The organism is Hyphomicrobium sp. (assembly GCF_036780825.1).
In the GTDB taxonomy this organism is placed as follows: Bacteria; Pseudomonadota; Alphaproteobacteria; order Rhizobiales; family Hyphomicrobiaceae; genus Hyphomicrobium_C.
The window spans coordinates 1-21,196 of record NZ_DAIQCD010000017.1 but is presented as its reverse complement, the minus strand read 5'-3'; the positions used below and the strand labels follow the sequence as shown (position 1 = coordinate 21,196).

At 65.2% G+C, this 21,196-nt stretch carries 22 protein-coding genes and 1 other RNA gene; 11 read left to right on the top strand and 12 right to left on the bottom strand.

Translation table 11 applies throughout. The features are described from left to right. Positions 1 to 249: 249 nt before the first annotated feature. The 9 genes from V7P99_RS08930 to V7P99_RS08890 all read right to left on the bottom strand — a co-directional run bounded on the left by V7P99_RS08930 (position 250) and on the right by V7P99_RS08890 (position 6,836). Complete coding sequence (locus tag V7P99_RS08930) at positions 250 to 1,218, bottom strand: arsenic resistance protein (RefSeq protein ID WP_333794458.1); 969 nt, start codon at positions 1,216 to 1,218, stop codon at positions 250 to 252. 16 nt (positions 1,219 to 1,234) lie between these two features. Then, positions 1,235 to 1,894, bottom strand: a complete 660-nt coding sequence (locus tag V7P99_RS08925; protein ID WP_333794457.1) for a carbonic anhydrase — start codon at positions 1,892 to 1,894, stop codon at positions 1,235 to 1,237. 96 nt (positions 1,895 to 1,990) lie between these two features. Beyond that, entirely contained in the window at positions 1,991 to 2,500 is a 510-nt protein-coding gene (locus V7P99_RS08920) for a YbgC/FadM family acyl-CoA thioesterase (protein WP_333794456.1), read from the bottom strand. Between the two features lie 47 nt (positions 2,501 to 2,547). Beyond that, entirely contained in the window at positions 2,548 to 3,468 is a 921-nt protein-coding gene (locus V7P99_RS08915; RefSeq protein ID WP_333794455.1) for a metallophosphoesterase, read from the bottom strand. Positions 3,469 to 3,562: 94 nt separating this feature from the next. Further along, the gene (gene ruvB / locus V7P99_RS08910) at positions 3,563 to 4,600 is read right to left on the bottom strand and encodes a Holliday junction branch migration DNA helicase RuvB (protein ID WP_333794454.1); all 1,038 of its coding nucleotides are present in this window, start codon (positions 4,598 to 4,600) and stop codon (positions 3,563 to 3,565) included. 93 nt (positions 4,601 to 4,693) lie between these two features. Next, the gene (locus V7P99_RS08905; RefSeq protein WP_333794453.1) at positions 4,694 to 4,936 is read right to left on the bottom strand and encodes a hypothetical protein; all 243 of its coding nucleotides are present in this window, start codon (positions 4,934 to 4,936) and stop codon (positions 4,694 to 4,696) included. Between the two features lie 12 nt (positions 4,937 to 4,948). After that, positions 4,949 to 5,563: a Holliday junction branch migration protein RuvA gene (gene ruvA / locus V7P99_RS08900; RefSeq protein ID WP_333794452.1), complete on the bottom strand. Its 615-nt coding sequence runs from the start codon at positions 5,561 to 5,563 to the stop codon at positions 4,949 to 4,951. A 4-nt stretch (positions 5,564 to 5,567) separates the two neighbouring features. Continuing rightward, positions 5,568 to 6,092 carry a crossover junction endodeoxyribonuclease RuvC gene (gene ruvC / locus V7P99_RS08895; protein WP_333794451.1) on the bottom strand — a complete coding sequence of 175 codons (525 nt, stop codon included), beginning with the start codon at positions 6,090 to 6,092 and terminating at the stop codon, positions 5,568 to 5,570. Positions 6,093 to 6,284: 192 nt separating this feature from the next. Beyond that, a complete protein-coding gene (locus tag V7P99_RS08890; protein WP_333794450.1) occupies positions 6,285 to 6,836 on the bottom strand; it encodes an HdeD family acid-resistance protein in 552 nt (183 codons plus the stop codon). Between the two features lie 299 nt (positions 6,837 to 7,135). On the opposite strand from V7P99_RS08890, the gene V7P99_RS08885 reads away from it, so the two are divergent. Then, the gene (locus tag V7P99_RS08885) at positions 7,136 to 7,426 is read left to right on the top strand and encodes a GlsB/YeaQ/YmgE family stress response membrane protein (RefSeq protein WP_333794449.1); all 291 of its coding nucleotides are present in this window, start codon (positions 7,136 to 7,138) and stop codon (positions 7,424 to 7,426) included. 112 nt (positions 7,427 to 7,538) lie between these two features. On the opposite strand, the gene gap is transcribed toward V7P99_RS08885, so the two are convergent. After that, on the bottom strand, positions 7,539 to 8,546 hold the full coding sequence (gene gap / locus V7P99_RS08880) for a type I glyceraldehyde-3-phosphate dehydrogenase (RefSeq protein ID WP_333794448.1): 1,008 nt from the start codon (positions 8,544 to 8,546) through the stop codon (positions 7,539 to 7,541). Between the two features lie 374 nt (positions 8,547 to 8,920). Here gap and V7P99_RS08875 point away from each other — a divergent pair, with 374 nt between their 5' ends. The 6 genes from V7P99_RS08875 (at position 8,921) to V7P99_RS08850 (ending at position 13,232) form a co-directional block, all read left to right on the top strand. Beyond that, a complete protein-coding gene (locus tag V7P99_RS08875) occupies positions 8,921 to 9,175 on the top strand; it encodes a hypothetical protein (protein WP_333794447.1) in 255 nt (84 codons plus the stop codon). 34 nt (positions 9,176 to 9,209) lie between these two features. Continuing rightward, a non-coding RNA gene (gene ssrS, locus V7P99_RS08870) (6S RNA) lies at positions 9,210 to 9,371 on the top strand. Between the two features lie 108 nt (positions 9,372 to 9,479). Next, positions 9,480 to 10,034, top strand: coding sequence for a 5-formyltetrahydrofolate cyclo-ligase (locus tag V7P99_RS08865; RefSeq protein WP_333794446.1), 555 nt, complete (start codon positions 9,480 to 9,482; stop codon positions 10,032 to 10,034). A 153-nt stretch (positions 10,035 to 10,187) separates the two neighbouring features. Next, the gene (locus tag V7P99_RS08860; protein ID WP_333794445.1) at positions 10,188 to 11,012 is read left to right on the top strand and encodes a TIGR00282 family metallophosphoesterase; all 825 of its coding nucleotides are present in this window, start codon (positions 10,188 to 10,190) and stop codon (positions 11,010 to 11,012) included. 369 nt (positions 11,013 to 11,381) lie between these two features. Beyond that, the gene (locus V7P99_RS08855; RefSeq protein ID WP_333794444.1) at positions 11,382 to 12,131 is read left to right on the top strand and encodes a YebC/PmpR family DNA-binding transcriptional regulator; all 750 of its coding nucleotides are present in this window, start codon (positions 11,382 to 11,384) and stop codon (positions 12,129 to 12,131) included. A gap of 66 nt (positions 12,132 to 12,197) precedes the next feature. Next, positions 12,198 to 13,232 carry a class I fructose-bisphosphate aldolase gene (locus V7P99_RS08850; protein WP_333794443.1) on the top strand — a complete coding sequence of 345 codons (1,035 nt, stop codon included), beginning with the start codon at positions 12,198 to 12,200 and terminating at the stop codon, positions 13,230 to 13,232. A 914-nt stretch (positions 13,233 to 14,146) separates the two neighbouring features. Here the strand turns inward: V7P99_RS08850 and V7P99_RS08845 are convergent. After that, complete coding sequence (locus V7P99_RS08845; RefSeq protein ID WP_333794442.1) at positions 14,147 to 16,309, bottom strand: L,D-transpeptidase family protein; 2,163 nt, start codon at positions 16,307 to 16,309, stop codon at positions 14,147 to 14,149. A 296-nt stretch (positions 16,310 to 16,605) separates the two neighbouring features. On the opposite strand from V7P99_RS08845, the gene V7P99_RS08840 reads away from it, so the two are divergent. The 3 genes from V7P99_RS08840 (at position 16,606) to V7P99_RS08830 (ending at position 19,249) form a co-directional block, all read left to right on the top strand. Further along, entirely contained in the window at positions 16,606 to 17,259 is a 654-nt protein-coding gene (locus V7P99_RS08840) for a thiamine phosphate synthase (protein ID WP_333794441.1), read from the top strand. A gap of 12 nt (positions 17,260 to 17,271) precedes the next feature. Further along, the gene (locus V7P99_RS08835) at positions 17,272 to 18,279 is read left to right on the top strand and encodes a tetratricopeptide repeat protein (protein WP_333794440.1); all 1,008 of its coding nucleotides are present in this window, start codon (positions 17,272 to 17,274) and stop codon (positions 18,277 to 18,279) included. A gap of 181 nt (positions 18,280 to 18,460) precedes the next feature. Next, the gene (locus tag V7P99_RS08830; protein WP_333794439.1) at positions 18,461 to 19,249 is read left to right on the top strand and encodes an inositol monophosphatase family protein; all 789 of its coding nucleotides are present in this window, start codon (positions 18,461 to 18,463) and stop codon (positions 19,247 to 19,249) included. A 40-nt stretch (positions 19,250 to 19,289) separates the two neighbouring features. Here V7P99_RS08830 and V7P99_RS08825 read toward each other — a convergent pair whose 3' ends face one another. Then, the gene (locus V7P99_RS08825) at positions 19,290 to 19,943 is read right to left on the bottom strand and encodes an SDR family NAD(P)-dependent oxidoreductase (protein WP_333794497.1); all 654 of its coding nucleotides are present in this window, start codon (positions 19,941 to 19,943) and stop codon (positions 19,290 to 19,292) included. A 92-nt stretch (positions 19,944 to 20,035) separates the two neighbouring features. On the opposite strand from V7P99_RS08825, the gene V7P99_RS08820 reads away from it, so the two are divergent. Then, entirely contained in the window at positions 20,036 to 20,959 is a 924-nt protein-coding gene (locus V7P99_RS08820) for a LysR family transcriptional regulator (RefSeq protein WP_333794438.1), read from the top strand. The last annotated feature ends 237 nt before the right edge of the window (positions 20,960 to 21,196 follow it).

Here is a 21,196-nt window from a genome sequence, read left to right as displayed (position 1 = left end):
CAACTACTCGCATCAAGAGTATGGATCAGTCTCTCAACCAAAGACTTGGCACACGTTCACACAGCGTGATTGGATTCCGGCAAGAGTGAACGCGCTCGAGGGTTGGCGGCAGAATGCCCCGTAAAGAACAGTAGGCCGACTCGGCAATCGCGCCCCCCTGGCGGGCTGCAACGTGCACTGGCGCGCACGGACCATCAAGCACCTTGTTGCCGCGTAATATGACCAAACAAGGGCCGGCGGCCCGGGCTATCAGGTTCCGCGAAAGGGCATCAGCACACGCGGAACGAGCCACAGGAACAGGAGCATCCCAAAGAGCTCGATGAGCGACTGGAACACGATGACGAGCCCGGCCGCCTCCCATCCCGGTGGCAAGGCCAAGGCCAGCGGAAGCACCACGAACGAGTTGCGTGTGGAAAAGCTGAATAGAAGCGTGCGCGCCTGGTCGGGCGGCAGCGAGAAGGCGCGTCCCAGCACCACGCCGCACACCGCGGCACCGGCAAGGAACACGACAAACGGAGCCAGCACGCCGCGGAACAGGTCCAGAGAGCCGAGCACCGCCTCCACCTGCGATCCCGCGATCAGGAGCACGACGAACCCGAGCAGCGGCACCGGCAGGGCCCCGAGCCGCTGGATCAGCCGCTCCCCGCGCACGCCGCTCTGCTCCGCCCAGCGCTCGGTGAGGCCGGCGAGCACCAGAGGCACGACGATGATGCTCAGAAACGCCGCCGCCATGCGCCCGGCCGAAAGGCGCACGGCGAGGCCGTCGCCCATGAAGAGCCACAGATAGAGCGGCAGCAACACGATCTGGATTACGAGCACCACGGGTGTCGCCACGATGGCCCGGCGCACGTCGCCGCCCGCCTGATGCGCGAACGTGATGAACCAGTCCGTGCACGGCACGAGGAGCACGAGCAGCACGCCGAGCTGCACGGCCGGATCCTCGGGAACGAAGGCGGTGAGGCCCCATACCAATACGGGCAGGACCAGGAAATTGCCGACGAGCACCGCCGACATGAAGCGCATGTCGCGGAATGCGGCAGGAAGGTGCGCCAGCGGAACCTGGGTAAAGGTTGCATAGAGCAGGAGAGCCAGGCTCGGCCAGAGCAGCAGCTCCATCGAAGGCGCAAGTCCTGGTGCTACGCTTCCGGCCCCGAGCCCGGCCACGACGGCGGCCAGATAGAGCCAGACCTGATTGCGCTCGAGGGCGTCTCGCTTCATCGGAGGGGAGCGCGCGTCAATTGGCGGTTGCGAGCAGGTCGCGCCAGTGGCCGCTCTCGCGATCGTAGGCCTGGATCTCGCCCGTCTCCATGACATAGAGCCAGCCGTGAATACCAACCCGCCCCTCGGCGACGCCTTGCGCCACCGCCTCGTAGGTCATGAGATTGTCGACCTGGAAAAGGACGTGCGCCTGGACGGTGGCGAGGCCACGCTCCTCCTCGGGCACGCGCGCGGCCGCCACGAGCCGGTGCGCCGGCCGCGTATAGTCCATCCAGCGCCCGAGATGTGAGGTGCACTTGGGCGTCATGGGCTCGGCCAGCGCCGCAAGACCGCCGCAGCCGGTGTGCCCACAAATCACGATGTCGTCGATGCCGAGATGGTCCAGCGCATAGGCGATGGCCGCGCCCACGGCCTCGTCGTCCGCCCAGGAAGGCGGCACACAGTTGGCGATATTGCGCACTTCGAACAGCTCGCCGGGATCCGCCTGCGTGATCTGCGACGGCACCACCCGGCTATCCGAGCACCCGATCCAGAGAAGCCGCGGCGTCTGCTGCCTTGTAGCCAGGCTTTTATAGAAGGCTCGGTCGCGCTCGAACGCGAGGCGGAAGCGCTCGTAGCCCTCCATCGCGTCCTTGATGTCGAGGTCGATCCCGTTCGCGTCCTTCGCGGTCGTCATGGCGCCCCCGCCAAAACCCCCTGATTGTCCGCGCCATCATCTCCGCACGATCTCGACTTGTCCATGCCATTTGAAACGGCCGCGTGCGCCTGACATTCAGGCCTTCGCGGCGCCCGGGCCGGGAACCTGCACGCCCTCCCCACCGCCAAACGCGCTGCGCACGGCGGACGTAAGCCGGAGCGGCTTTCCCGAAACGGCGATGAGCACCACCGTCACCTCGGCCTCGAACACACGGCGGCCGTCGAGACGCACGGTCTGGATGAGCGTCACGCTGGCACCCCCGAGCTCCTTCACCCGCGTCTCCACGATCAGCACGTCGTCCATGCGCGCCGGCCGCAGGAAATCGCAAATCATGCGCCGCACGACGAAGGCCGCCGGCTCCGTGCTCGTCGAGCCGTCGATAAGCTGGCGCGAATCCGTGCCGAGCAGGCGTAGAAAATCCGTCCTCCCGCGCTCACACCAGCGGATATAGGACGCGTGATAGGCGATGCCGCCCGCGTCCGTATCCTCGAAGTAGACGCGGACCGGCAGCACGTGGCGGCGCCCGCTCTCGTCGTCGATGATGCGGCCGGCGAGATCCGGCCAAGTGTTGCTTGCTTCGCTCATGATCGAGATCCGATGGAATTGGCAGGGCGCACGCGCAGATGCCGCCGTCAGGCGAAATCACGCCCCGATGTGAGGGTGACGAAAACGATCTCCGGCGGCGCACCGAGCCGGATGGGGAGGCGCGAGCACCCGATCCCAGCCGAAACGATGAGGTTGCGCCCCTCTTCGACGATGTGTCCGCGCAGGTAGCGCTGACCATAGCGGGAGGGCACCAGCGGCGCATAGCCCGCAATCGCCACCTGACCGCCATGCGTATGGCCGGCCACCGTTAGCGCCACACGCGCGGGCACCTGCGGGAAGATGTCCGGCTCGTGCACCATGAGCAGCGCCGGCGCATCGTCATCTCCGATAAGCTGGAGCGTGCCGTCGAGGTCGTCCACACCGTCCGGCGCGTCTTCCGCGTGACGCGCGGGCCGGAAGGCCCATTGATCTCCGAGCCCTGCGAGCCAGAACGGAAATCCGCCCTGCTCAAGCCGCACAGCGTCGTTCTCGTAGACCGCGATCCCGGCTCCTTCGAGTGCCACGCGCGAGGCCACGGGCCCAGCGCGCCGCCGCATCGCCTCGGCATCCTCCCACCAGTCGTGATTGCCGAGCACCGCATGCACGCCGAGCGGCGCGGTGAGCTTGCCCAACACGGCAGCCCATGCGGCGGGTGCCACGGGCCGGCTCCACAACGCAAGCGTTCGGCCTTGGACGTAATCGCCGAGCAGAAGAATCAGGTCCGGCTGAAGCGCATTGGTGCGCGCAACGATACCGCCGAGGCGATCCAGCCCAAGCCATGGCTCGGCCACGTGGAGGTCAGCAAGGAGCGCGGCCCGCAGCGTCAAGCCCGCCGGCCATCCCGGCGGCGAAACGGTAAAGCGCGTGATACCGACGCGGAGCGGCTCAGCCAGGGCATAACCGCCGAGCGCGGCGAAGCTGGCCCCCGCAAGTCCGAGCCCCTTCAGAATTTGTCTACGTGATAGCAAGCCTGCTTCCGATCCAATCCCATCTTGAACGCGGCGACGCCATGCGGCACCGATCCGCTGCGAGCGCCGCTCTCAGTGCGGCACATGCGGCCGGCTACGGCTCATCGCCCTCGAACGGCAGCTCCGGCGAGGCGCCGCGCGCTGGCCCCTCGAGGCCGAGATGCCGAAACGCCTTCAGCGTCAGCACGCGCCCACGCGGCGTTCGCCCGATGAAACCCTGCTGGAGGAGGAACGGCTCGACGATCTCCTCGAGCGCATCGCGCGGCTCCGAGAGCGCCGCCGCAAGCGTCTCGATGCCGACCGGCCCACCCTCGTAGGCCTCGGCGATACAGCGGAGGTAGCGATGATCGAGCGCATCGAGCCCCGCCTCGTCCACCTCGAGCGCCCGGAGTGCCACGTCCGCCATGCGCGCGTCGATGATCGGCGCCTTGGACACCGCCGCGAAATCGCGCACCCGACGCAGAAGCCGCCCGGCGATGCGCGGTGTACCTCGGGCGCGGCGTGCAATCTCAGCGGCCCCGTCCGGCGCAATCGGCGCGCCCAGCACCCGCGCGCCACGCGTCACCACCGCTTCGAGCTCCGCGACGGTATAGAAATTGAGCCTGACGGGAATGCCGAAGCGGTCGCGCAGCGGCGTCGTGAGCAGGCCGAGACGCGTCGTCGCTCCGACGAGCGTGAACTTGGCGAGATCGATGCGCACCGAGCGCGCCGCCGGTCCCTCGCCGATGATGAGGTCGAGCTGGAAGTCCTCGAGCGCTGGATACAGGATCTCCTCGACTGCGGGCGTAAGGCGATGGATCTCGTCAATGAAGAGAACGTCGCGCTCCTCGAGATTGGTGAGCAGCGCCGCCAGATCGCCGGCCTTCGAGATCACGGGACCGGAGGTCGCGCGGAAGCCGACCCCCAGTTCCTGGGCCACGATCTGCGCGAGCGTCGTCTTGCCGAGACCGGGCGGCCCAGCGAACAGCACGTGATCGAGGGCATCGCCCCGCGCGCGGGCCGCTTCGATGAAAACACGCAAGTTCGCGCGCGCCTGCTCCTGGCCCACGAATTCCGAGAGCGAGCGCGGGCGGATCGACGCCTCGTAGGCATCCGTCTCGCGCTTCGCCCCGCTGATGAGGCGATCGGTCATGTTTTGTTCTGTGGCTGTGTTCGCGCTACCGGTCAAGTACGGGTGGACCGCGCTCGTCGTCAATCTACATCAGACCCGTACGTCTGCCGCGAGCTACGCTCGCCGGCAAAGAAGGCTCCCGAAGACCAGCGCAATCGCCGGCGGCCCGGCCGCCAGCAGGCCGTACAGAATGAGGTGCCGGGTCATGGTCGCGCGAAACGCGTCCTGTGTCGCGGGATCGGAAGGCGACATGTCCATCGGCACGTACGGCAGCGTCGTATAGGCGAGATAAGCGACGATGCCCGTCCAGATCAGGGACAGCACAAACCAGGCGGGAAACGAGATCAGCCGTCTCATATGCACGTTCTCCTATCGGCCCAGCTCTTTGAGCCCGCGCCGGATGAGCTTGGCCGTGTCCGCGTCCGCTCCAAGCTCTTTCATAGCGGCGGCGACGGCCATTGAGGCCTGGGCGGGGCTGTAGCCGAGATTGACAAGCGCTGAGATGGCCTCGGCCGCCGCCATGCCGTCCGCGGGCGCGCTTCCCACGCCGGCCGGCGCCGTTACCTTGAGGCCAGCAGCCGACAGCGCCGGCGCCTTATCCTTGAGCTCGGAGATGATGCGTTGCGCCAGCTTCTTGCCGACGCCCGGCGCCTGCTCCACCGCCGCCCAGTCACCGAGGGCGATGGCGTTGGCAAGCTCCTGCGTCGAGAGGACCCCGAGTACGGCGAGGGCCACCTTCGAGCCGACGCCGTGCACGTTCTGCAGGCTGCGGAACCAGCTCCGCTCGATCTCGCTCTGAAATCCGAACAGCCGGATCGCGTCCTCACGCACGTAGGTGTCGATAGTGAGCACGACCGCTTCGCCAAGGCTGAGATTGCGCAGCGTGCGCGCCGAAAGCTGCACCTCATAGCCGACGCCGCCAACGTCGACGATGGCATGGGCTTCCCCGATGGCGTCGATCTTGCCCTTGAGCTGGCCGATCATACCGCTAGACCCCTTCTCTAGCCACGCGCCGGGCGAGGGCTGCCGCCCCGCGATGGCTCGCATGACAGATGGCGATGGCGAGCGCATCGGCCTCGTCCGCACTCTCGAACCGCGCCTTCGGCAACAGAAACCCGATCATGGCTTGGATCTGCCGCTTCTCCGCATGCCCCGTCCCCACGACCGCTTTCTTGATCAGGTTGGGTGCATATTCGGCGATGCTGAGCCCCCGCATTGCCGGCGCCAGCAGCGCGATGCCGCGCGCCTGGCCAAGCTTCAGCGTCGCCCGCGGATTGTCGTTGACGAAGGTCTCCTCCACGGCGGCCTCTCCCGCCTGCGAGGATGCGATGATGCCCGAGAGCCCCTCGAACAGCTCGCGTAGACGATAGGCGAGCGCCTCGCCCGCGGTGGACGTGATCACCCCCGACGAGACATAGACCAAGCGCACGCCATCAGTTTCGATGACGCCCCAGCCGGTCCGCCGCAGCCCCGGATCGATACCGATAATTCGAACGTGTCTCTCCCCCTGCATGCCCCCGCATACCATGGGGCATATGATTCGTCGCCGCACGCGGGGTTAAGGCCGGCAGGCTGCGGGAATGAGCACGTTATGGTCATGCCGACTGGCGCCACGGCGAGCTTCCGGCCTGGGCAGTTCCCGCGGCCGCAAGCTCAAGCGTCAGCCACTCCAGCATCCTCGCGCCGAAAGCGGCTTGTCGGATGGTCAGATATGCACCGTGGCATGCTTGCGCAGCCGGAAGGCGAAACCGATCAGCAGCAATCCGTACATGATCGCGAAGGAGCCGATAACGAGCACCATGGCCAGTGCGCCGGCGCCCGGCCACATCACGAGCAGGATGCCGAACGCGATCGCGAGAACGCCGCTTGCGATCAACAGCCATTCCCCCTCGATCTCGTGCCTGAGCTTGATCGCTCCCCAGACCTCGAGAACTCCAGTGACGATCGCCCAGCCGGCGATGAAGAGCAAGAGGACGAGGGCCGTGATCTGCGGCCAAAACACGGTGAGAATACCGGCCGCGATTCCGAACACGCCCACGAGAGCCAGCCACCAGCGCGGCGCTGGCGCACCGCCACGAACGGCAGCCGCAAGCGACAGGACACCGTCGAAAAACGCGAATACGCCGTAAAACAGGACGAGCGTGAGCAGGGTGATGCCGGGCCAGACGAAGGCGAGCACGCCGAACAGAATGGCCACGATGCCGCGCAGAAGAATAAGCCACCAGTTTTGCGCCAGCGCGTGGAGCATGGGACGCATTCTGACGGTTCCTGGAGGATAAGTGGAAGGCGAAGCTTGCATGGCCAATACTCCCGATTGGGCCGGAATGAAATCACCCCCACATCATGATACCCCGAGCAGGATAACGCGGCCACCGGCTTCTGGTTTCTACAGAGGTATGCGGACCAGCCGTTCACCTTAACGGGAACGGGGCTTCATAAACCATGGGAATGCAGCCTGCCCCGGGAGAGAACGGGAACGGTCTCAGGAAGCGCAGCCCGTGCTAATGTTGCGCCCGTGCGCGGAGCCATCGCCGCGCCGAGACCGCGGAGGTCGCCATGAACGTCACCCTCGATCAGATCATCGTCTGGATCATCATCGGGCTGTTGGGAGGCAGCCTCGCCGGGCTGCTCGCCAAGGGCGAAAAGCGCGGTTTCGGCTTCTGGAGGAATCTCGGCCTCGGCCTGGCCGGCGCTCTTGTTGGCGGACTTCTGTTCCGCCTGCTCGGGCTTCTGCCGCAGCTCGAGTCCATCACGATCTCGCTTCGCGATGTTGTGGCATCGTTTGCAGGATCGATCCTGGTTCTGCTGGCGCTCTGGTGGAAGGGCAAGGCCGCTCCCTCCCCTTGAGCCGGCCCATCGTCCGGCTCAAGGCATCGCCTTTCAGGCTTCTCCTGCTCTGTCCGAGAGAGAGCCCGACGTTTTTGATGGGAGCATTGCTCCCATCTCTGACGTTCCTGTTTTAGATCAGCTTGCCCATCGCGACGGCGGTATCGGCCATGCGGTTCGAGAAGCCCCACTCGTTGTCATACCAGGCGAGAACGCGCACGAGCGTGCCATCCATGACCTTCGTCTGGTCGAGATGGAAGATCGACGACCGACTGTCATGGTTGAAGTCGATCGACACGTTCGGCTGATCGGTGACGCCGAGAATACCCTTGAGATGCTGCCGCGCGGCCGCCTCGATGCCGGCATTGATCTCATCGCGGGTGGTTTCATTCTTGGCCACGAATTTGAAATCGACGGCCGAGACGTTGGGGGTCGGAACCCGGATTGCCGTGCCGTCAAGGCGGCCGTTGAGCTCCGGCAGCACGAGGCCCACGGCCTTCGCCGCGCCCGTGGACGTCGGTATCATCGACACGGCTGCCGCCCTCGACCGGTAGAGATCCTTATGCAGCGTATCGAGCGTCGGCTGATCGCCCGTGTAGCTGTGGATCGTTGTCATGAAGCCCTTTTCGATGCCGACCAGGTCGTTGAGCACGGCCGCCACGGGCGCCAGACAGTTGGTCGTGCAGGACGCATTCGACACCACGAGATGATCCTTGGCGAGCTTGTCGTGATTGACGCCGTAGACGACCGTAAGGTCCGCCCCTTCAGCGGGCGCCGAGACGAGCACGCGCCGGGCGCCGGCTGCGAGATGCGCCGAGGCCTTTTCCTTGCTCGTGAAGATGCCTGTGCATTCGAGCGCGACGTCGACGCCGAGGTCCTTGTGTGGCAGCTCCGCCGGGTTCTTGATCGCCGTCACCTTGATGGGACCGCGACCGAGGTCGAGCGCATCGCCCTTGACTGTCACCTCACCGGGAAACCGCCCGTGCACGCTATCGAAACGCAGGAGGTGCGCATTGGTCTCCACCGGGCCGAGATCGTTGATCGCCACCACCTCGATGTCGGTGCGCCCCGATTCGTAAATCGCACGCAGAACGTTACGGCCGATGCGCCCAAACCCGTTGATTGCGACCTTGACTGCCATGAACGTCCTCCGATGCCTGGGAAGTTTCTGCCGGGCGGCCCTTTGAATGCGGCTCCATGCGCCGCGCCGTCTACCTAGCGGACGCCATTAAGTTGGGCACTTTCCGGCCTGTCAATGCTGTTGCCCGCCGCACACTGTCGCGCGCGCGCTCAAGAGGCTGAACCGGCTGATTTCTTGCGCCGCACGATGAGATTACTTATGCTGACGGTCGGACGAGAAGGCCGTCGGGGGGACGACGGCCCCAAGGGGGTCCTTGCTATCCTTAGCTCAAGGAGGGGGCGCGGTCATTCATGGCTCAGCGGCCGAAAGAAACAGTAAAGCGTCCAGCCGCTCGCGCGAAAGCACGCAAAACCGCGGCGCCCGCCGCATCCAAAGTGTCCAAGACGTCCAAGACGTCCGCACGCGCTGCCTCCAAGACATCGCCGCGCGCCGCCGCCAAAGCGACAGCGCCTGCGGGGTCCGCAGATACGCGCGTGCGCACACTCGAGCGGGAGCGCGATGCCTTGAAACGCGAGCTCGAAACCGCCCGCCAGCGAATCGCGGCGCTTGAGGAGAATCGGAGCGCTGTCGCCAACCGCATCGACTGGATCATCGAGTCGCTGACCACCGTGGTCGAAAAGAACGGCTGAGCCCTCGCTTTTTTCTCCCGGTCCCCCTATGTTACGAGCGCTGCGGGGCTCGTCAGGAACACACATCTCCAGGGCCTATAAGATCTGCCTGGGAGCTGTCCCTGGCCGGGGCCGTGGCCCCGGACATATGGCGCCCACCTTACATTTGTAGGGACCCGGCGAGATCAACCGTTCCAACGGCCACCGCGGCTCTTTCCTTTTCGGCTTCCGCCGGCGTGCCCGGCGGAGTTGCCTTCCCGCCCGCTCGTCTCCCTGATCTTCGCAAAGGGCCGCCGCCATTTCCACCGACGACGCCAAGCAAGCGATGCGCCGCGAGGCGCGCTCGATCCGCAAAGAGGCGTTCGTCCGCGCGGGCGAAGACGCTGCGGCGGCCATCACACGCCACGGAATCGCGTTCGCAGGGCGGCCCGCACCGGCGATCGTCTCGGGCTTTTTCCCCATCGGCGACGAGATCGACCCAGGATCCCTGATGCGCCGCCTGCTCGGCGAAGGCTACCGCCTGTGCCTGCCGATCATGGAGGGAAAGGGCAAGCCGCTCATCTTCCGCGCGTGGTCTCCCGGCGACCCCATGGGCGAAGCCGCCTGGGGCATTCGCGAGCCCCTGCCCGAGGCACCCGTTCTCGACCCGGACATCGTGCTCGGCCCTCTCCTCGCCTTTGACGCCAAGGGCTATCGTCTCGGCTATGGCGGCGGCTTCTACGATCGCACGCTGGCCCGCCTGCGCGCACTCAAGCCCGTCGTCTCCATCGGCCTCGCCTTCGACGAGCAGCGAGTCGACGCCGTGCCTTATGGCGATTATGACGAGCGTCTGGATTGGATCTTGACCCCCTCGGGGCCGTTGAAGTGCCGGACGCAATGACGCTGGAATGACCGCCTCGATCGACGCGAATCCGCTGGGCAGCTTGCCGCCGTCCTCTCGCCTGCATCGGGAGAGCAGCGTTTCTCGGCCTAGCCTCCCCTCTCCTCGCACGCGCGGAGCTGGCAGCGTTCCGCTGCCGGGAGGGCTCTTCTGATGCGCCTTTTGTTCCTCGGCGACATCGTGGGCCGTGCCGGCCGGCGCGCCGCCGTCGAAGCCATCCCGCGCCTTCGCAAACGCTACGATCTCGATTTCGTCGTCATCAACGCCGAGAACGCAGCCGGCGGCTTCGGCATAACCGAAACGATCCACCTCGAGCTGATCGATGCCGGCGCCGACGCCGTGACGCTCGGCAATCACGCCTTTGACCAGAAGGATACGCTGGTCTTCATCGAGCGCCAGGATCGCCTCATCCGCCCGATCAACTTTCCGCCGGGCACGCCCGGCCGGGGCGCTGCCCTCCTCAAGGCCCGCAACGGCGCCGACGTGCTCGTGATCAACGCCATGGGCCGCGTGTTCATGAACGAGATCGACTGCCCGTTCCGTGCCATCGACAACGAGCTCCAGGCCTGTCCGCTCAATACCGGCGCGGACGCCATTCTGATTGATTTTCACGCCGAAGCGACGAGCGAGAAGCAGGCTCTCGGCCACTTCCTCGACGGACGTGTGAGCGTCGTCGTCGGCACTCATACGCACACGCCGACGTCCGACGAACGCATTTTGTCGGGCGGGACCGCCTACATGTCGGATGCCGGCATGTGCGGCGACTACAACTCGGTCCTCGGCATGGATCCTGGCGAGCCGATCAGCCGCTTCCTGACGCGCCTGCCGCGCGAGCGCTTCGAGCCTGCGCTCGGCCCCGCGACGGTTGCCGGCCTCGCCGTCGAGATCGACGACCGGACGGGGCTGGCAACACGCGTAAAAAGTTTGCGGCTCGGTGGCGTTCTTGAGCCTACCGAGCCGCTCTTTTGGGTCGAGTGAGAGAGGTTATGGCAATTGCATGAGGAGGAGCATGCTCGCCCTCAGTGCATACGGTGAGCATTGCTCACCCTAGATCCGCGATTGGGCAGAAGCGGTATAGAGACATCCTATGTGATTCTGCCCCGGCTCGCGAGCCCGGCCCTTTTCCAGGCCGAAAATTCCGTCAGCTTTGAAAGTTGTTTGTGCCGGCCTAAAGTGCTGCTCGATGCGCGGGACCCGCGCTTGGAGCCGTTCCGTTTTCCACTTGAATGGAAACAGCCTTGAGCATGGGGAGGACTTGACCCACACCGGGCCGCCCCGCATTAAATCGACACGACATCATGCCCCGCGCGAGCCTTGCCTGCGCAACCACTAGAGCCTCGGAGACAAATGGCCGGCCACTCAGCCTTTAAGAACATCATGCACAAGAAGGGTCGCAAGGACGCGGCCCGGGCCAAGATGTTCGCAAAGTTCGCCCGCGAGATCACGGTCGCTGCCAAGCAGGGCATGCCCGACCCGGCTATGAACCCGCGCCTCCGGCTGGCCATTGCCACCGCCCGCGCCGAGAACATGCCGAAGGACAACATCGAGCGCGCCATCAAGAAGGCCCAGGGCGGCGAGAGCGACGCCTACGAGACGATCCGCTACGAGGGCTACGCTTCGGGCGGCGTGGCCGTCATCGTCGAAGCTCTGACCGACAACCGCAACCGCACGGGCGGCGCTGTGCGCGCTGCCTTCACGAAATACGGCGGCAACCTGGGCGCGACGGGCTCCGTCGCCCACATGTTCGAGCACGTCGGCGAGATCCGCTTCAAGCCCGACGCAGGCTCTGCCGATGCGGTGCTCGAAGCTGCGATCGAGGCCGGCGCCGGTGATGCGGCCTCCGACGATACCGGCCATCTCATCACCTGCAGCTTTGACAGCCTCGGCACGGTTGCCAGCACACTTGAAGAGAAGCTCGGCGAGCCGGAGAGCGTCAAAGCCGTCTGGAAGCCCACGCTCACGGCCGAGGTGGACGAGGAAGGCGCCGAGCGCATCATGAAGCTGATCGCCGCCCTCGAGGACGACGACGACGTTCAGAACGTCTTCGCGAACTTCGAGGTGTCGGAGGAGGTTCTGAAGAAGCTCACTGCGGCCTGATCGCCCCCGCGCCCCGATGCCGGCAGCGCGCCGCAAGTTGCAACGATTGGATAACGGAAAGAGGCCATGACCGAGAAGCTCGAAGATATTGCCATCGCCATGGTGGCGCCCGGAAAGGGCATCCTTGCCGCCGACGAAAGCTCGGGCACCATCAAGAAACGGTTCGACAGCATCGGCGTCACCTCCACGGAGGATGCCCGCCGCGACTATCGCGAGATGCTCTTTCGCGCCACCGACGCCATGAAGAGCCACGTCTCGGGCGTCATTCTCTACGACGAGACCATCCGCCAGAAGGCCAAGGACGGCACGCCGCTGGTCGACATCATGAAGGCTGCGGGCTCGATCCCTGGCATCAAGGTCGACACCGGCGCCAAGCGTCTCGCCGGCCCGACCTCCAGCATCGAGACCATCACCGAGGGTCTCGACGGCCTGCGCGATCGCCTCGCCGAGTACTACGGGCTCGGCGCCCGTTTCGCCAAGTGGCGCGCCGTGATCGCCATCGCCGAGGGAATTCCGACGTGGAATTGCATCAAGGCCAACGCACACGCACTCGCACGCTACGCCGCGCTCTGCCAGGAAGCCGGCATCGTGCCCATCGTCGAGCCGGAAGTGCTGATGGACGGGGCACACTCCGCCCATGACATCGACGAATGCTACCGCGTCACGGAATGGACGCTGCGCACCGTCTTCCGCGAGCTTTACGATGCGCGCGTCTCTCTCGAAGGCATGGTGCTGAAGCCGAACATGGTCATCGCCGGCCAGAAGTGCGCCCGCCAGGCTTCGCCCGAAGAGGTCGCCGAGAAGACCATCAGCTGCCTCAAGGCGACGGTGCCGGCTTCGGTTCCGGGCATCGCTTTCCTTTCCGGCGGCCAGTCGGACGAGTTGGCGACGAAGCATCTCTCGCTCATGAACGCCGCCGGCGGCACGCCCTGGGCGCTGACGTTCTCGTATGGTCGTGCATTGCAGGCGGCGGCGCTGAAGGCCTGGGGCGGAAAGTCCGAGAACGTGGCCACGGCCCAGCGCGCCTTCGCTCACCGTGCACACATGAACGGCCTTGCTGCGCTCGGCAAGTGGGACGCCGACCTCGAGCAGGCCGCGTAGGGCCTCCTACGAAACGCAACGTCTCGCCACGGCGACGCGAGCCTCACCGGCTCGCGTCGAACGCTTGCGTCGGCCATTCACACGCAGACACGAACCTCCCCTCAGGCTCTCACCTGCAGCATGCTCTTCCTGCCAGGGATCGCTTCATGCTGCTCGGGAAGCAGTCGAAGCAGTTCAAGTCTTCGCTTGGGTAGCTCGTTCAGACAGGCGCGTCCTCTATCGCGCACTGCGCCGGAGCCGTTCCGCTTTAGGCGGAATCGGGGAACGGCTCTAAATTTTTGTTTGATCGTGCTTCTTCTCGGAAAACCGGCTCCCGCTTTTCCGGAAGCCATCTGAGCTTCGCGCATTTCCAAAACATTGCATCAGCAGCACCATGAACCCCTTCAGCGTAAAGGCTGGAGACTTGCGTGGGTCCCGGCCTTCGCCGGGATGACGGCGTGGTGGGCGCCGCTTGCTTTCTCAATGTCATCCCGGCGAAGGCCGGGATCTACGCCACCACCCACTTCCGCGACATCCGAAGGCACTGTACAACACGTCAAACCCACGAACGGGGCGGCCTCAAGACATTGCGTGTGTGCACCGAATTTTTTGTGTGCGCTGCGGAACAACGCGCGCGCGATTCCGTTGTCTTTGCGAGCCCATGATGCGGCACCGGATCCGCCCCACTTGACGTGACTCCCATCGAGCGGCGGAACCACGTTTTCACGCCTTCGACCACTGGACGGGGGCTGAACAGCAAGGCGCAATAAGCCCCCCTTATTGCGCCTTGACTGCTTTTCGCCGAGCCGTTCCCAAATGCCCCTCAAACTGGAACCGGCTCTAGGGCCGTTCCGATTTAAGTCGAATCGAGAAACGGGCTTTTGTGTCTTCGTGCTTCTTGTCGGAAAACCGGTTCCCACGTTTCCGGAAGCACTCTAGTTCAGCCAAAAGCCGGAGATCACGTCGGCAAGCGTATTGGGCGCCTGATAGGTTTGCTTCTTCTTGCGTTGCTGCGTGCTACCGGAAGCCGGCTGTGCAGCAGTGCTTTCGGCGACGGTCTCGGGCGGCAACGCGCGTCCCGAGAGGGCTGCCGAGAGGCGGCTGTCGTGCCCATAGAGATCGCGGAATGTCGAGACGTGACCGTCCTTGTCGGCCACCGCCGTAAAGTACGTGGTGTGTACCGGGATCGGGTTTTTGAGCCTCACCTCCCCGCCCGAAGCGACCGCTCGCGCGACGCCCGCTTCATCCAGTCCATTGCCTTCCGCCAGCATGACTTCGGCAAACCGCATCGGATCTTGAACACGGATACAGCCGTGGGAGAGCGCCCGGCTCGACTGCTGGAAGAGCGATCGCTCGATAGTGTCGTGCATGTAGACGTCATGCCGGTTCGGGAACATGAACTTCACCCGGCCGAGCGGATTTCGCCCGCCCGGCGGCTGGATGAAACTATAGGCGCGCACATCCGCCACGCTCCAGTCCACGCTGTCGGGATCGATCTTCCGGCCGCCGCGATACACGTCGAGCCCATAGGCGCGAATGATGCTTCCGCCGCCGCCACCGCCGAAGAAGAGGAAGCCGCCGCCCGCCGAGCGGAGGCGCGGGGCAAGTTCGCGCGTCTTGATGCCGTCCGGCATGCCCCAGGACGGATTGAACACGACGGTCTTCATCGTCTCCGAAAACACCGGCGTGGCCCATGCCGGCAGGCCGACGATGATGCGCTCATGGAACAACACCTCGTCGCCCTTGATCACACGCGTCATGTATTCGGGGATGTTGTTCCACACATGAACGCGGCCCAGCTCCTCCGGCAGCCAGCGCCAGCGCTCCATGTTGAGAACGAGAAGCAGCTCGCGCCGTCCCGGATCGGGAACGCGGAGCGCCTCCACATCGCGGTTGAGCGCCTTGCGCGTCGCCCCCGTGAGCTCGCCGGATTCGGCGAGGCCCTTCTCAGCCTGGAACGCTGTGAGCGCGAGTGCCAGCTTCTCATCGAACAGCGTCTCCTTGGCACCGTCTTCCGCCGGCACTTTCATGCGCTTACGCAGCAGCGCTACGTTCGGATGCTCCACACCCACCCTGAGCATTTCCCGCGTGGCGGGCAGGCTGACCGTGAGAGCGGGATCGATCTCCGCCTCTTTTCCGCTATGCCCGCGCGCTTCGAGTAATGCCTTGTGCAGGAGCTTGAACTGCGCGTGTTTCGGATGCTGATCGCGCAGATAGGAATCTGCCGCCGGCGCCTTGGCCAGCTCGGCAAGAGCCGTGTTCGGATCCTTGACCGGGGGCGTCTGATCCAGAATACGCGAGAGCGACGCGAGATTGACGCGCCCACCCCGCGCATGGCGCACATACTTAAGCAACTCGAGCGTAAGGCGAGCTTCGGCTTCCGCTTGCGCGCCCGTGGAGGGCGTGGGGACGTTGAACCGCGGCAGCTCGAAGTCGTCAGCCGAAAGACCCCAGTCGTCGGCCTTGCCCACCTCGGCGATCGCGCTCTTTGCGTTGGCGGTGAAACCGTTGGCATCGACCCAGAGCGGCCCATCGCTCCGCTCGCCATAGAAGGCGACGGCGGCCGCCGCATCATCCTTGTGCGCGCCCGCCGTGTTTGCGGAAACCGAGAGCCACGTGCGCACCTCCGCAACCACCGGATCGACGACAGGCACAGGAGGCGCTGCCTCGGCGGCAGCAGGCGGCGTTACTTCAGATGACGGCGCCGCGGCTGTTCCAGGCTTCTCCGGCGTTTCGGCGCCTGTTGCGCCCATCGGTGTTGCACCGGTCGGTTGCTCGCCAGAGGGCTGAGCGGCGGCTGCGGGTTCAGCATCCTTCGGCGGCGCCGGCGTTTCGGCATTCGCGAGCGAGGGGGCCGCGCTATCCACCGGCTTCGTTCCGGGTGCTTTCTCGTCCGTCAAGGCCTCCGGCGCGGCGGTCTGCGAAGCGGGCTCGGTTGGCCGCACATCGGGAATGGCGCCCGTCGTCTCCGGAGCCGGCGCAGCTTCCTTTACGGCTTCTTTTTCCGCCGTCGCCTGGGCGGCCGCCGCGGAAGCGGCCGCAAATGAAAGGATTACGGCTGTGGCCGCGGCAAGGCGCCTGAAAGCAATCGTGGGCATCAGTCTCTCCGTGAGCGGGACGCGGCACCACATGAAACGAATCCCCCAGCCCGCACGTGGGCAAAACCCACAGGTGCAGTTACAGCATGGCAATTTCATGCTCGTGAACGCGACAGGCGCACCGGATTCGCAAGAAAGGACGATAGCTGGAAGGGGTGCGGCGGCATAGGGTGAACTGGCCGCCGCTGGCCTTCGTCCAAAACGACAGCCCCGTTCGGCGGGATGAGTCTCTTTTCCGCCTGAATTGAGCCGGATAGCCTCACGGCCTTTTTGTTGGCCAAAGAATGCGAGACATCATGACAGATCCACAGCCAGAGCCGGGCCTTTGCCTGGTCGCGTCTGCTGAAGCCGGCGCCGGTTGGCTCGCACGCCTCCGCGCGGCCCTTGCCGCAACAAAGGCGCAAACCCTTATCCTGACAGCGCCCGAAGGTGCCGCCTTCGATACGGGCGTTACACGTCCCCTTGTCGAGATGTCCCAGGGGATGGATATCGCTACCCTACTCGCCGATGACGTGGAAGCCGCCCGGTCCGTGCACGCGGACGGCGTGCATCTCACCTCGCGCCCTGACATAGAAGAGGCCTACGCCGCTGCACGCGCCACCCTCGGCGACAGGGCGATCGTCGGCGTCGACGCCGGCGGCTCCCGCCACGACGCCATGACGCTCGGCGACGCCGGCGCCGACTACATTGCATTCAGCCGATCGGTCGGGACAGATGGATCCGCAACGTTCCCCGCGACACAGCAGGCGCTCGTCGCGTGGTGGTCGGACCTGTTCGTGGTACCCGTCGTCGCCTTCGATGTAGAGGCGCCCGCCGAAGCCAGCGCGGTCATTCATTCCGGCGCGGACTTCATCGCCGTACGCTTGCCGCATGCGGCCCCGGAAAAAGACGACACGGCGTGGGCGGCAGCACTCATCGCAGCGCTCGGCTCCCCCTCCGGCGCCGCCTGAGGAGGAGGCATCGTGCGCACGATCAACCTCGTCATCCTGGGATGCGCCGGCCTCGCGCTCGGTGCCCTCGGCGCGCTCATCGCCACCGGCATGCTGACGCCCTATCTGCCCGGCATGAGCCGCCCGGCTGCGCCGGAGCAAGCACCCCCGGCACCTGCGGCCAAGGAAACCGTGGATGATCCCGCCTATACGGCCTTTGACGAAGGCAAATACCTGACGGCGCTCGAACTCGCGGAGGAAGCCGCGCGCCGTGATGATCCGCAGGCTCACACTCTGATCGGCCGCATCTATGCCGACGGCCTCGGCGTGCCGAAGGACGAAAGCGCCGCCGCACGCTGGTACGCTCGCGCCGCCGAGCTTGGCGACATCCCAGGCACGCTGGCGCTCGGCACCATGCTTGCCGAGGGGCGCGGCGTCGCCAAGGACATCAATCTCGCCGCTGAGATGTTCGAGAAAGCGGCCGCCACGGGGGACCCGGTCGCCAACTACAATCTCGGCCTCATGTTTCTGCGCGGCACCGGCAAGCCCGAAAATCCCTATCGCGCCGCCCAGCACATCCGCTACGCCGCCGAGAAAGGCGTGGCATCGGCGCAATACGATCTCGCCGCGCTCTACCTCGAAGGAAATGGCGTGCCGAACGATGCCCTCGAAGCCGCACGCTGGAGCGCCAAGGCTGCCGAGCAGGGCCTGCCCGCCGCTCAGTACGATTACGCCGTCCTCCTTCTCCAGGGGCGCGGCCTCAAGGCGGATGAGAAGAAGGCGGTCGCCTACCTGCAAGCCGCCGCCGACCAGGGCGTCGCCGGTGCCCAGAACCGTCTCGGCCACCTTTACATCGAGGGCGCAGGCGTCGAGGCCGATCCCATCGAGGCCGCCAAGTGGCGTCTGATCGCCAAGGCGCAAGGCATCGAGGACGAGAAGCTGGACGCCCATGTCGCCGCCTTATCCGAGGCCGATCGCGCGAAGGCCACCGCCGCGGCAGCCGAGTGGCGCGAGAAGCGCCAGGTGCTTGCCTTGCCTTAATCACCCCACCGGACGGCGGCGCGCGGCCCTTTTTCCTCCCTTGCCCGCGACGCAGCGAAGCGGCGCTCTTTCGCGCTCGTTGCGGTAAAAGGGGTTGACGTTCCTTTGCGAAACGGCGATGGCCTCGCCATCCGCTCGTGCCCCGCACCCCCGCTTTCCCTTCGACAAGACACCGAGGACCATGCCCGCTTCAGCCCTGATGAATGTGATGATCTCCGCTGCGCGCAAGGCCGGACGGTCCCTCGCACGCGACTTTGGCGAGGTCGAGCATCTCCAGGTCTCAGTGAAGGGCCCGGCAAACTTCGTCTCCGCCGCCGACCACAAGGCCGAGGACATCATCTTCAAGGAGCTCTCGCGGGCGCGCCCCGGCTATGGCTTCCTGATGGAGGAGCGTGGCGAGGTTCCGGGCGACGACAAGACCCATCGCTGGATCGTCGACCCGCTCGACGGCACAACGAACTTCCTGCACGGCATTCCGCATTTTGCGATCTCGATCGGGCTCGAGCGTGAGGGCGTGCTGGTTGCAGGCCTCGTCTACAATCCAGCGACCGATGAGCTTTTCACCGCCGAGAAGGGCAAGGGCGCCTTTTTGAATGACCGGCGCCGGCTTCGCGTCGCCGCCCGCCGCACGCTGGCGGACGCGGTCGTCGTCACCGGCATCCCTCACCGCGGTCGCCCGGGCCATCCCCGCTTCATGGACGAGATGAGCGCCGTGATGATGGAGGTCGCGGGCCTGCGCCGCTCGGGCTCGGCCGCCCTCGATCTCGCCTACGTCGCCGCCGGCCGCTACGACGGCTATTGGGAGCGCGGCCTCAAGGCATGGGATCTCGCGGCCGGCATCGTTCTCGTGCGCGAAGCGGGCGGCCTCGTATCGGACGTGGAAGGCCGCGACAAGGCCTACGAGACCGGCAACGTCCTCGCCGGCAACAGCGCCATCACCAAGGCCCTGCTGCCCCTGCTCGCGCGGTAGCCGGCATCGGGCAGAGTGAACGGCTCTGCCCGAATAAGCTTTACGGCGTGTAGGTCGTTTCGACCGCCCATGCATCTTTCGGCTGGCTATACAGCCTCCAGAACTCCTCCGCCACGGCCGTTGCATCCTTCGAATTTGGCTCTACGAAGCCGGCAACCGTTACCGTTGCGATGTGAATGCCCTTCTGCTTCAGGCTCTCGAACAATCCTTGAGCCAGGGCTCGAATTCCCGCTTTTCCCACGCTGAGTGACAGATAGTCGGGATGCGGTTGAAGGGCGAAGCCGCCCCCCGTCAAAAGGACCGATCCCGATCCGCGATCGATCATCCCCGGCAGGGCGGCTTGTATCGCAGTTTGTGCGCCGCCTATGTTCACCGCCAGATCTGAATTGAAGGTATCGGCAGGCTGGTCAGCAATCGTCGCATTACGCATTGATGCGGCGTTATAATGCAGCACATCGATGCGGCCGAAGTCCCGTTCAACATCGGCAATGAGCCTGGTCACATTCCGTGCTTCGCCGGCATCAACGGCACGGACGTTCGCCTTATGGCCCTTCGCTCTCAGCCGATCACTCAGCTCCTTGAGCGTGCCCTCATTGCGGGCGCCGAGAACGATGTCGAAGCCCTCCCTGGCAAAGCGTTCGGCCGTCTCGAAGCCCATGCCTGGCCCGGCGCCGATGCTTAAGAATGTTCTCATGTCGGTTTTCTCCTCGACGTTGCGATGACAAGGAGATATTCCAAAACAGCCCATAGATAATCGGGCCTGGTGACATTTCATTCGTGCGTACTATGCAGGAATTATTTGAGCGCGGGGGGTTGGAGCTGCTGGCGGCCTTCGTGGCTGTGGCCGACAGCGGGAGCTTCACCGAGGCGGCCAGAAAACTCAGCCGCGATGCCTCTGTCATCTCTCGAAGGGTGAGCCAGCTTGAAGAGGAGCTGGGCGTCAGCCTTTTCTCGCGCACCACGCGGCGGGTGGTCCTCACGGAAGTCGGCGCCCGCTACCATCGGCGCGTGCAAGGCTTGCTCGAAGAACTATCGGTGGCCAGCCGCGAGGCGAGCGACATTGCGGCAAGCCCACAAGGCCTGCTCAGAGTGTCCGTGCCGGTGACGTTCGGACGCCAGTGGATCACGCCTTTGCTGCCTCCGTTCCTCGCAAGCCATCCGCATATCAGGCTTGATATTCGCTTCTCGGATCGTTTCGTGGACGTCGTGGCGGATGGCTTCGACGTCGCCATCAGAGTGGGTCGGCTTCGGGACAGCACGCTGACCGCACGGAAAATCGCGTCCTACAGAAATTTGCTCGTTGCCGCGCCCGCCTATCTCAAAGCTCACGGCAAGCCGCGCACCCCGGACGATCTGAAAAATCACTCGTGCATCGGCTTTTCCAGCTATGCGGGCTGGCCGGACTGGTCGTTGTGGAAAGCGGGAAAGCGCAGGACCATTCGCCCGCAAGGCCCGCTCGTTGCAGATAACTCGGAGGCAGTGCTGCTCGCGGCGATCGCGGGCGCGGGCATTACATTCACGGCAGACTGGCTCGCCGGCCCCGCCCTCAAGGAGGGCACGCTTGTGGAAGTGCTGCCGCGTTGGGGCGGCAAGGGCGAAGGCGGCGTCTATGCTGTGCTCCCGCCGGGCCGGCTGGTGCCGGCAAAAACGCGGCTGTTCGTCGACGAGGTCTCAAAATCCATCAAAGCTGGCTGGGCCAAGCAAAATTAAAGGCGGCCCGTTTCGTATCAGCGAGAAAAGCAAAGCATGCCGACGCCTATGGCGATGCTCGCTTTGCACCATAAGCCAAGAGCCGTACCCCGGCTCCACTTAAACCGGAACGGCTCTAGCGCCCCGTCTTCGCGCCGCGCGCAGCGAACCGAACCGCCTCCTCGGCCGCGCGCACGATGGCTTTGGCTTTGTTGATGCACTCCTGCTGCTCTTTTTCCGGCACGCTGTCGTAGACGA

What these genes read in the sequence shown, in the direction of transcription:
- V7P99_RS08930 (WP_333794458.1), bottom strand. Translation starts at nt 1,218, where the DNA reads ATGAAGCGAGACGCCCTCGAGCGCAATCAGGTCTGGCTCTATCTGGCC.
- V7P99_RS08925 (WP_333794457.1), bottom strand. Translation starts at nt 1,894, where the DNA reads ATGACGACCGCGAAGGACGCGAACGGGATCGACCTCGACATCAAGGAC.
- V7P99_RS08920 (WP_333794456.1), bottom strand. Translation starts at nt 2,500, where the DNA reads ATGAGCGAAGCAAGCAACACTTGGCCGGATCTCGCCGGCCGCATCATC.
- ruvB (WP_333794454.1), bottom strand. Translation starts at nt 4,600, where the DNA reads ATGACCGATCGCCTCATCAGCGGGGCGAAGCGCGAGACGGATGCCTAC.
- V7P99_RS08905 (WP_333794453.1), bottom strand. Translation starts at nt 4,936, where the DNA reads ATGAGACGGCTGATCTCGTTTCCCGCCTGGTTTGTGCTGTCCCTGATC.
- ruvA (WP_333794452.1), bottom strand. Translation starts at nt 5,563, where the DNA reads ATGATCGGCCAGCTCAAGGGCAAGATCGACGCCATCGGGGAAGCCCAT.
- ruvC (WP_333794451.1), bottom strand. Translation starts at nt 6,092, where the DNA reads ATGCAGGGGGAGAGACACGTTCGAATTATCGGTATCGATCCGGGGCTG.
- V7P99_RS08890 (WP_333794450.1), bottom strand. Translation starts at nt 6,836, where the DNA reads ATGCGTCCCATGCTCCACGCGCTGGCGCAAAACTGGTGGCTTATTCTT.
- V7P99_RS08885 (WP_333794449.1), top strand. Translation starts at nt 7,136, where the DNA reads ATGAACGTCACCCTCGATCAGATCATCGTCTGGATCATCATCGGGCTG.
- gap (WP_333794448.1), bottom strand. Translation starts at nt 8,546, where the DNA reads ATGGCAGTCAAGGTCGCAATCAACGGGTTTGGGCGCATCGGCCGTAAC.
- V7P99_RS08865 (WP_333794446.1), top strand. Translation starts at nt 9,480, where the DNA reads ATGCGCCGCGAGGCGCGCTCGATCCGCAAAGAGGCGTTCGTCCGCGCG.
- V7P99_RS08860 (WP_333794445.1), top strand. Translation starts at nt 10,188, where the DNA reads ATGCGCCTTTTGTTCCTCGGCGACATCGTGGGCCGTGCCGGCCGGCGC.
- V7P99_RS08855 (WP_333794444.1), top strand. Translation starts at nt 11,382, where the DNA reads ATGGCCGGCCACTCAGCCTTTAAGAACATCATGCACAAGAAGGGTCGC.
- V7P99_RS08850 (WP_333794443.1), top strand. Translation starts at nt 12,198, where the DNA reads ATGACCGAGAAGCTCGAAGATATTGCCATCGCCATGGTGGCGCCCGGA.
- V7P99_RS08845 (WP_333794442.1), bottom strand. Translation starts at nt 16,309, where the DNA reads ATGCCCACGATTGCTTTCAGGCGCCTTGCCGCGGCCACAGCCGTAATC.
- V7P99_RS08840 (WP_333794441.1), top strand. Translation starts at nt 16,606, where the DNA reads ATGACAGATCCACAGCCAGAGCCGGGCCTTTGCCTGGTCGCGTCTGCT.
- V7P99_RS08830 (WP_333794439.1), top strand. Translation starts at nt 18,461, where the DNA reads ATGCCCGCTTCAGCCCTGATGAATGTGATGATCTCCGCTGCGCGCAAG.
- V7P99_RS08825 (WP_333794497.1), bottom strand. Translation starts at nt 19,943, where the DNA reads ATGAGAACATTCTTAAGCATCGGCGCCGGGCCAGGCATGGGCTTCGAG.
- V7P99_RS08820 (WP_333794438.1), top strand. Translation starts at nt 20,036, where the DNA reads ATGCAGGAATTATTTGAGCGCGGGGGGTTGGAGCTGCTGGCGGCCTTC.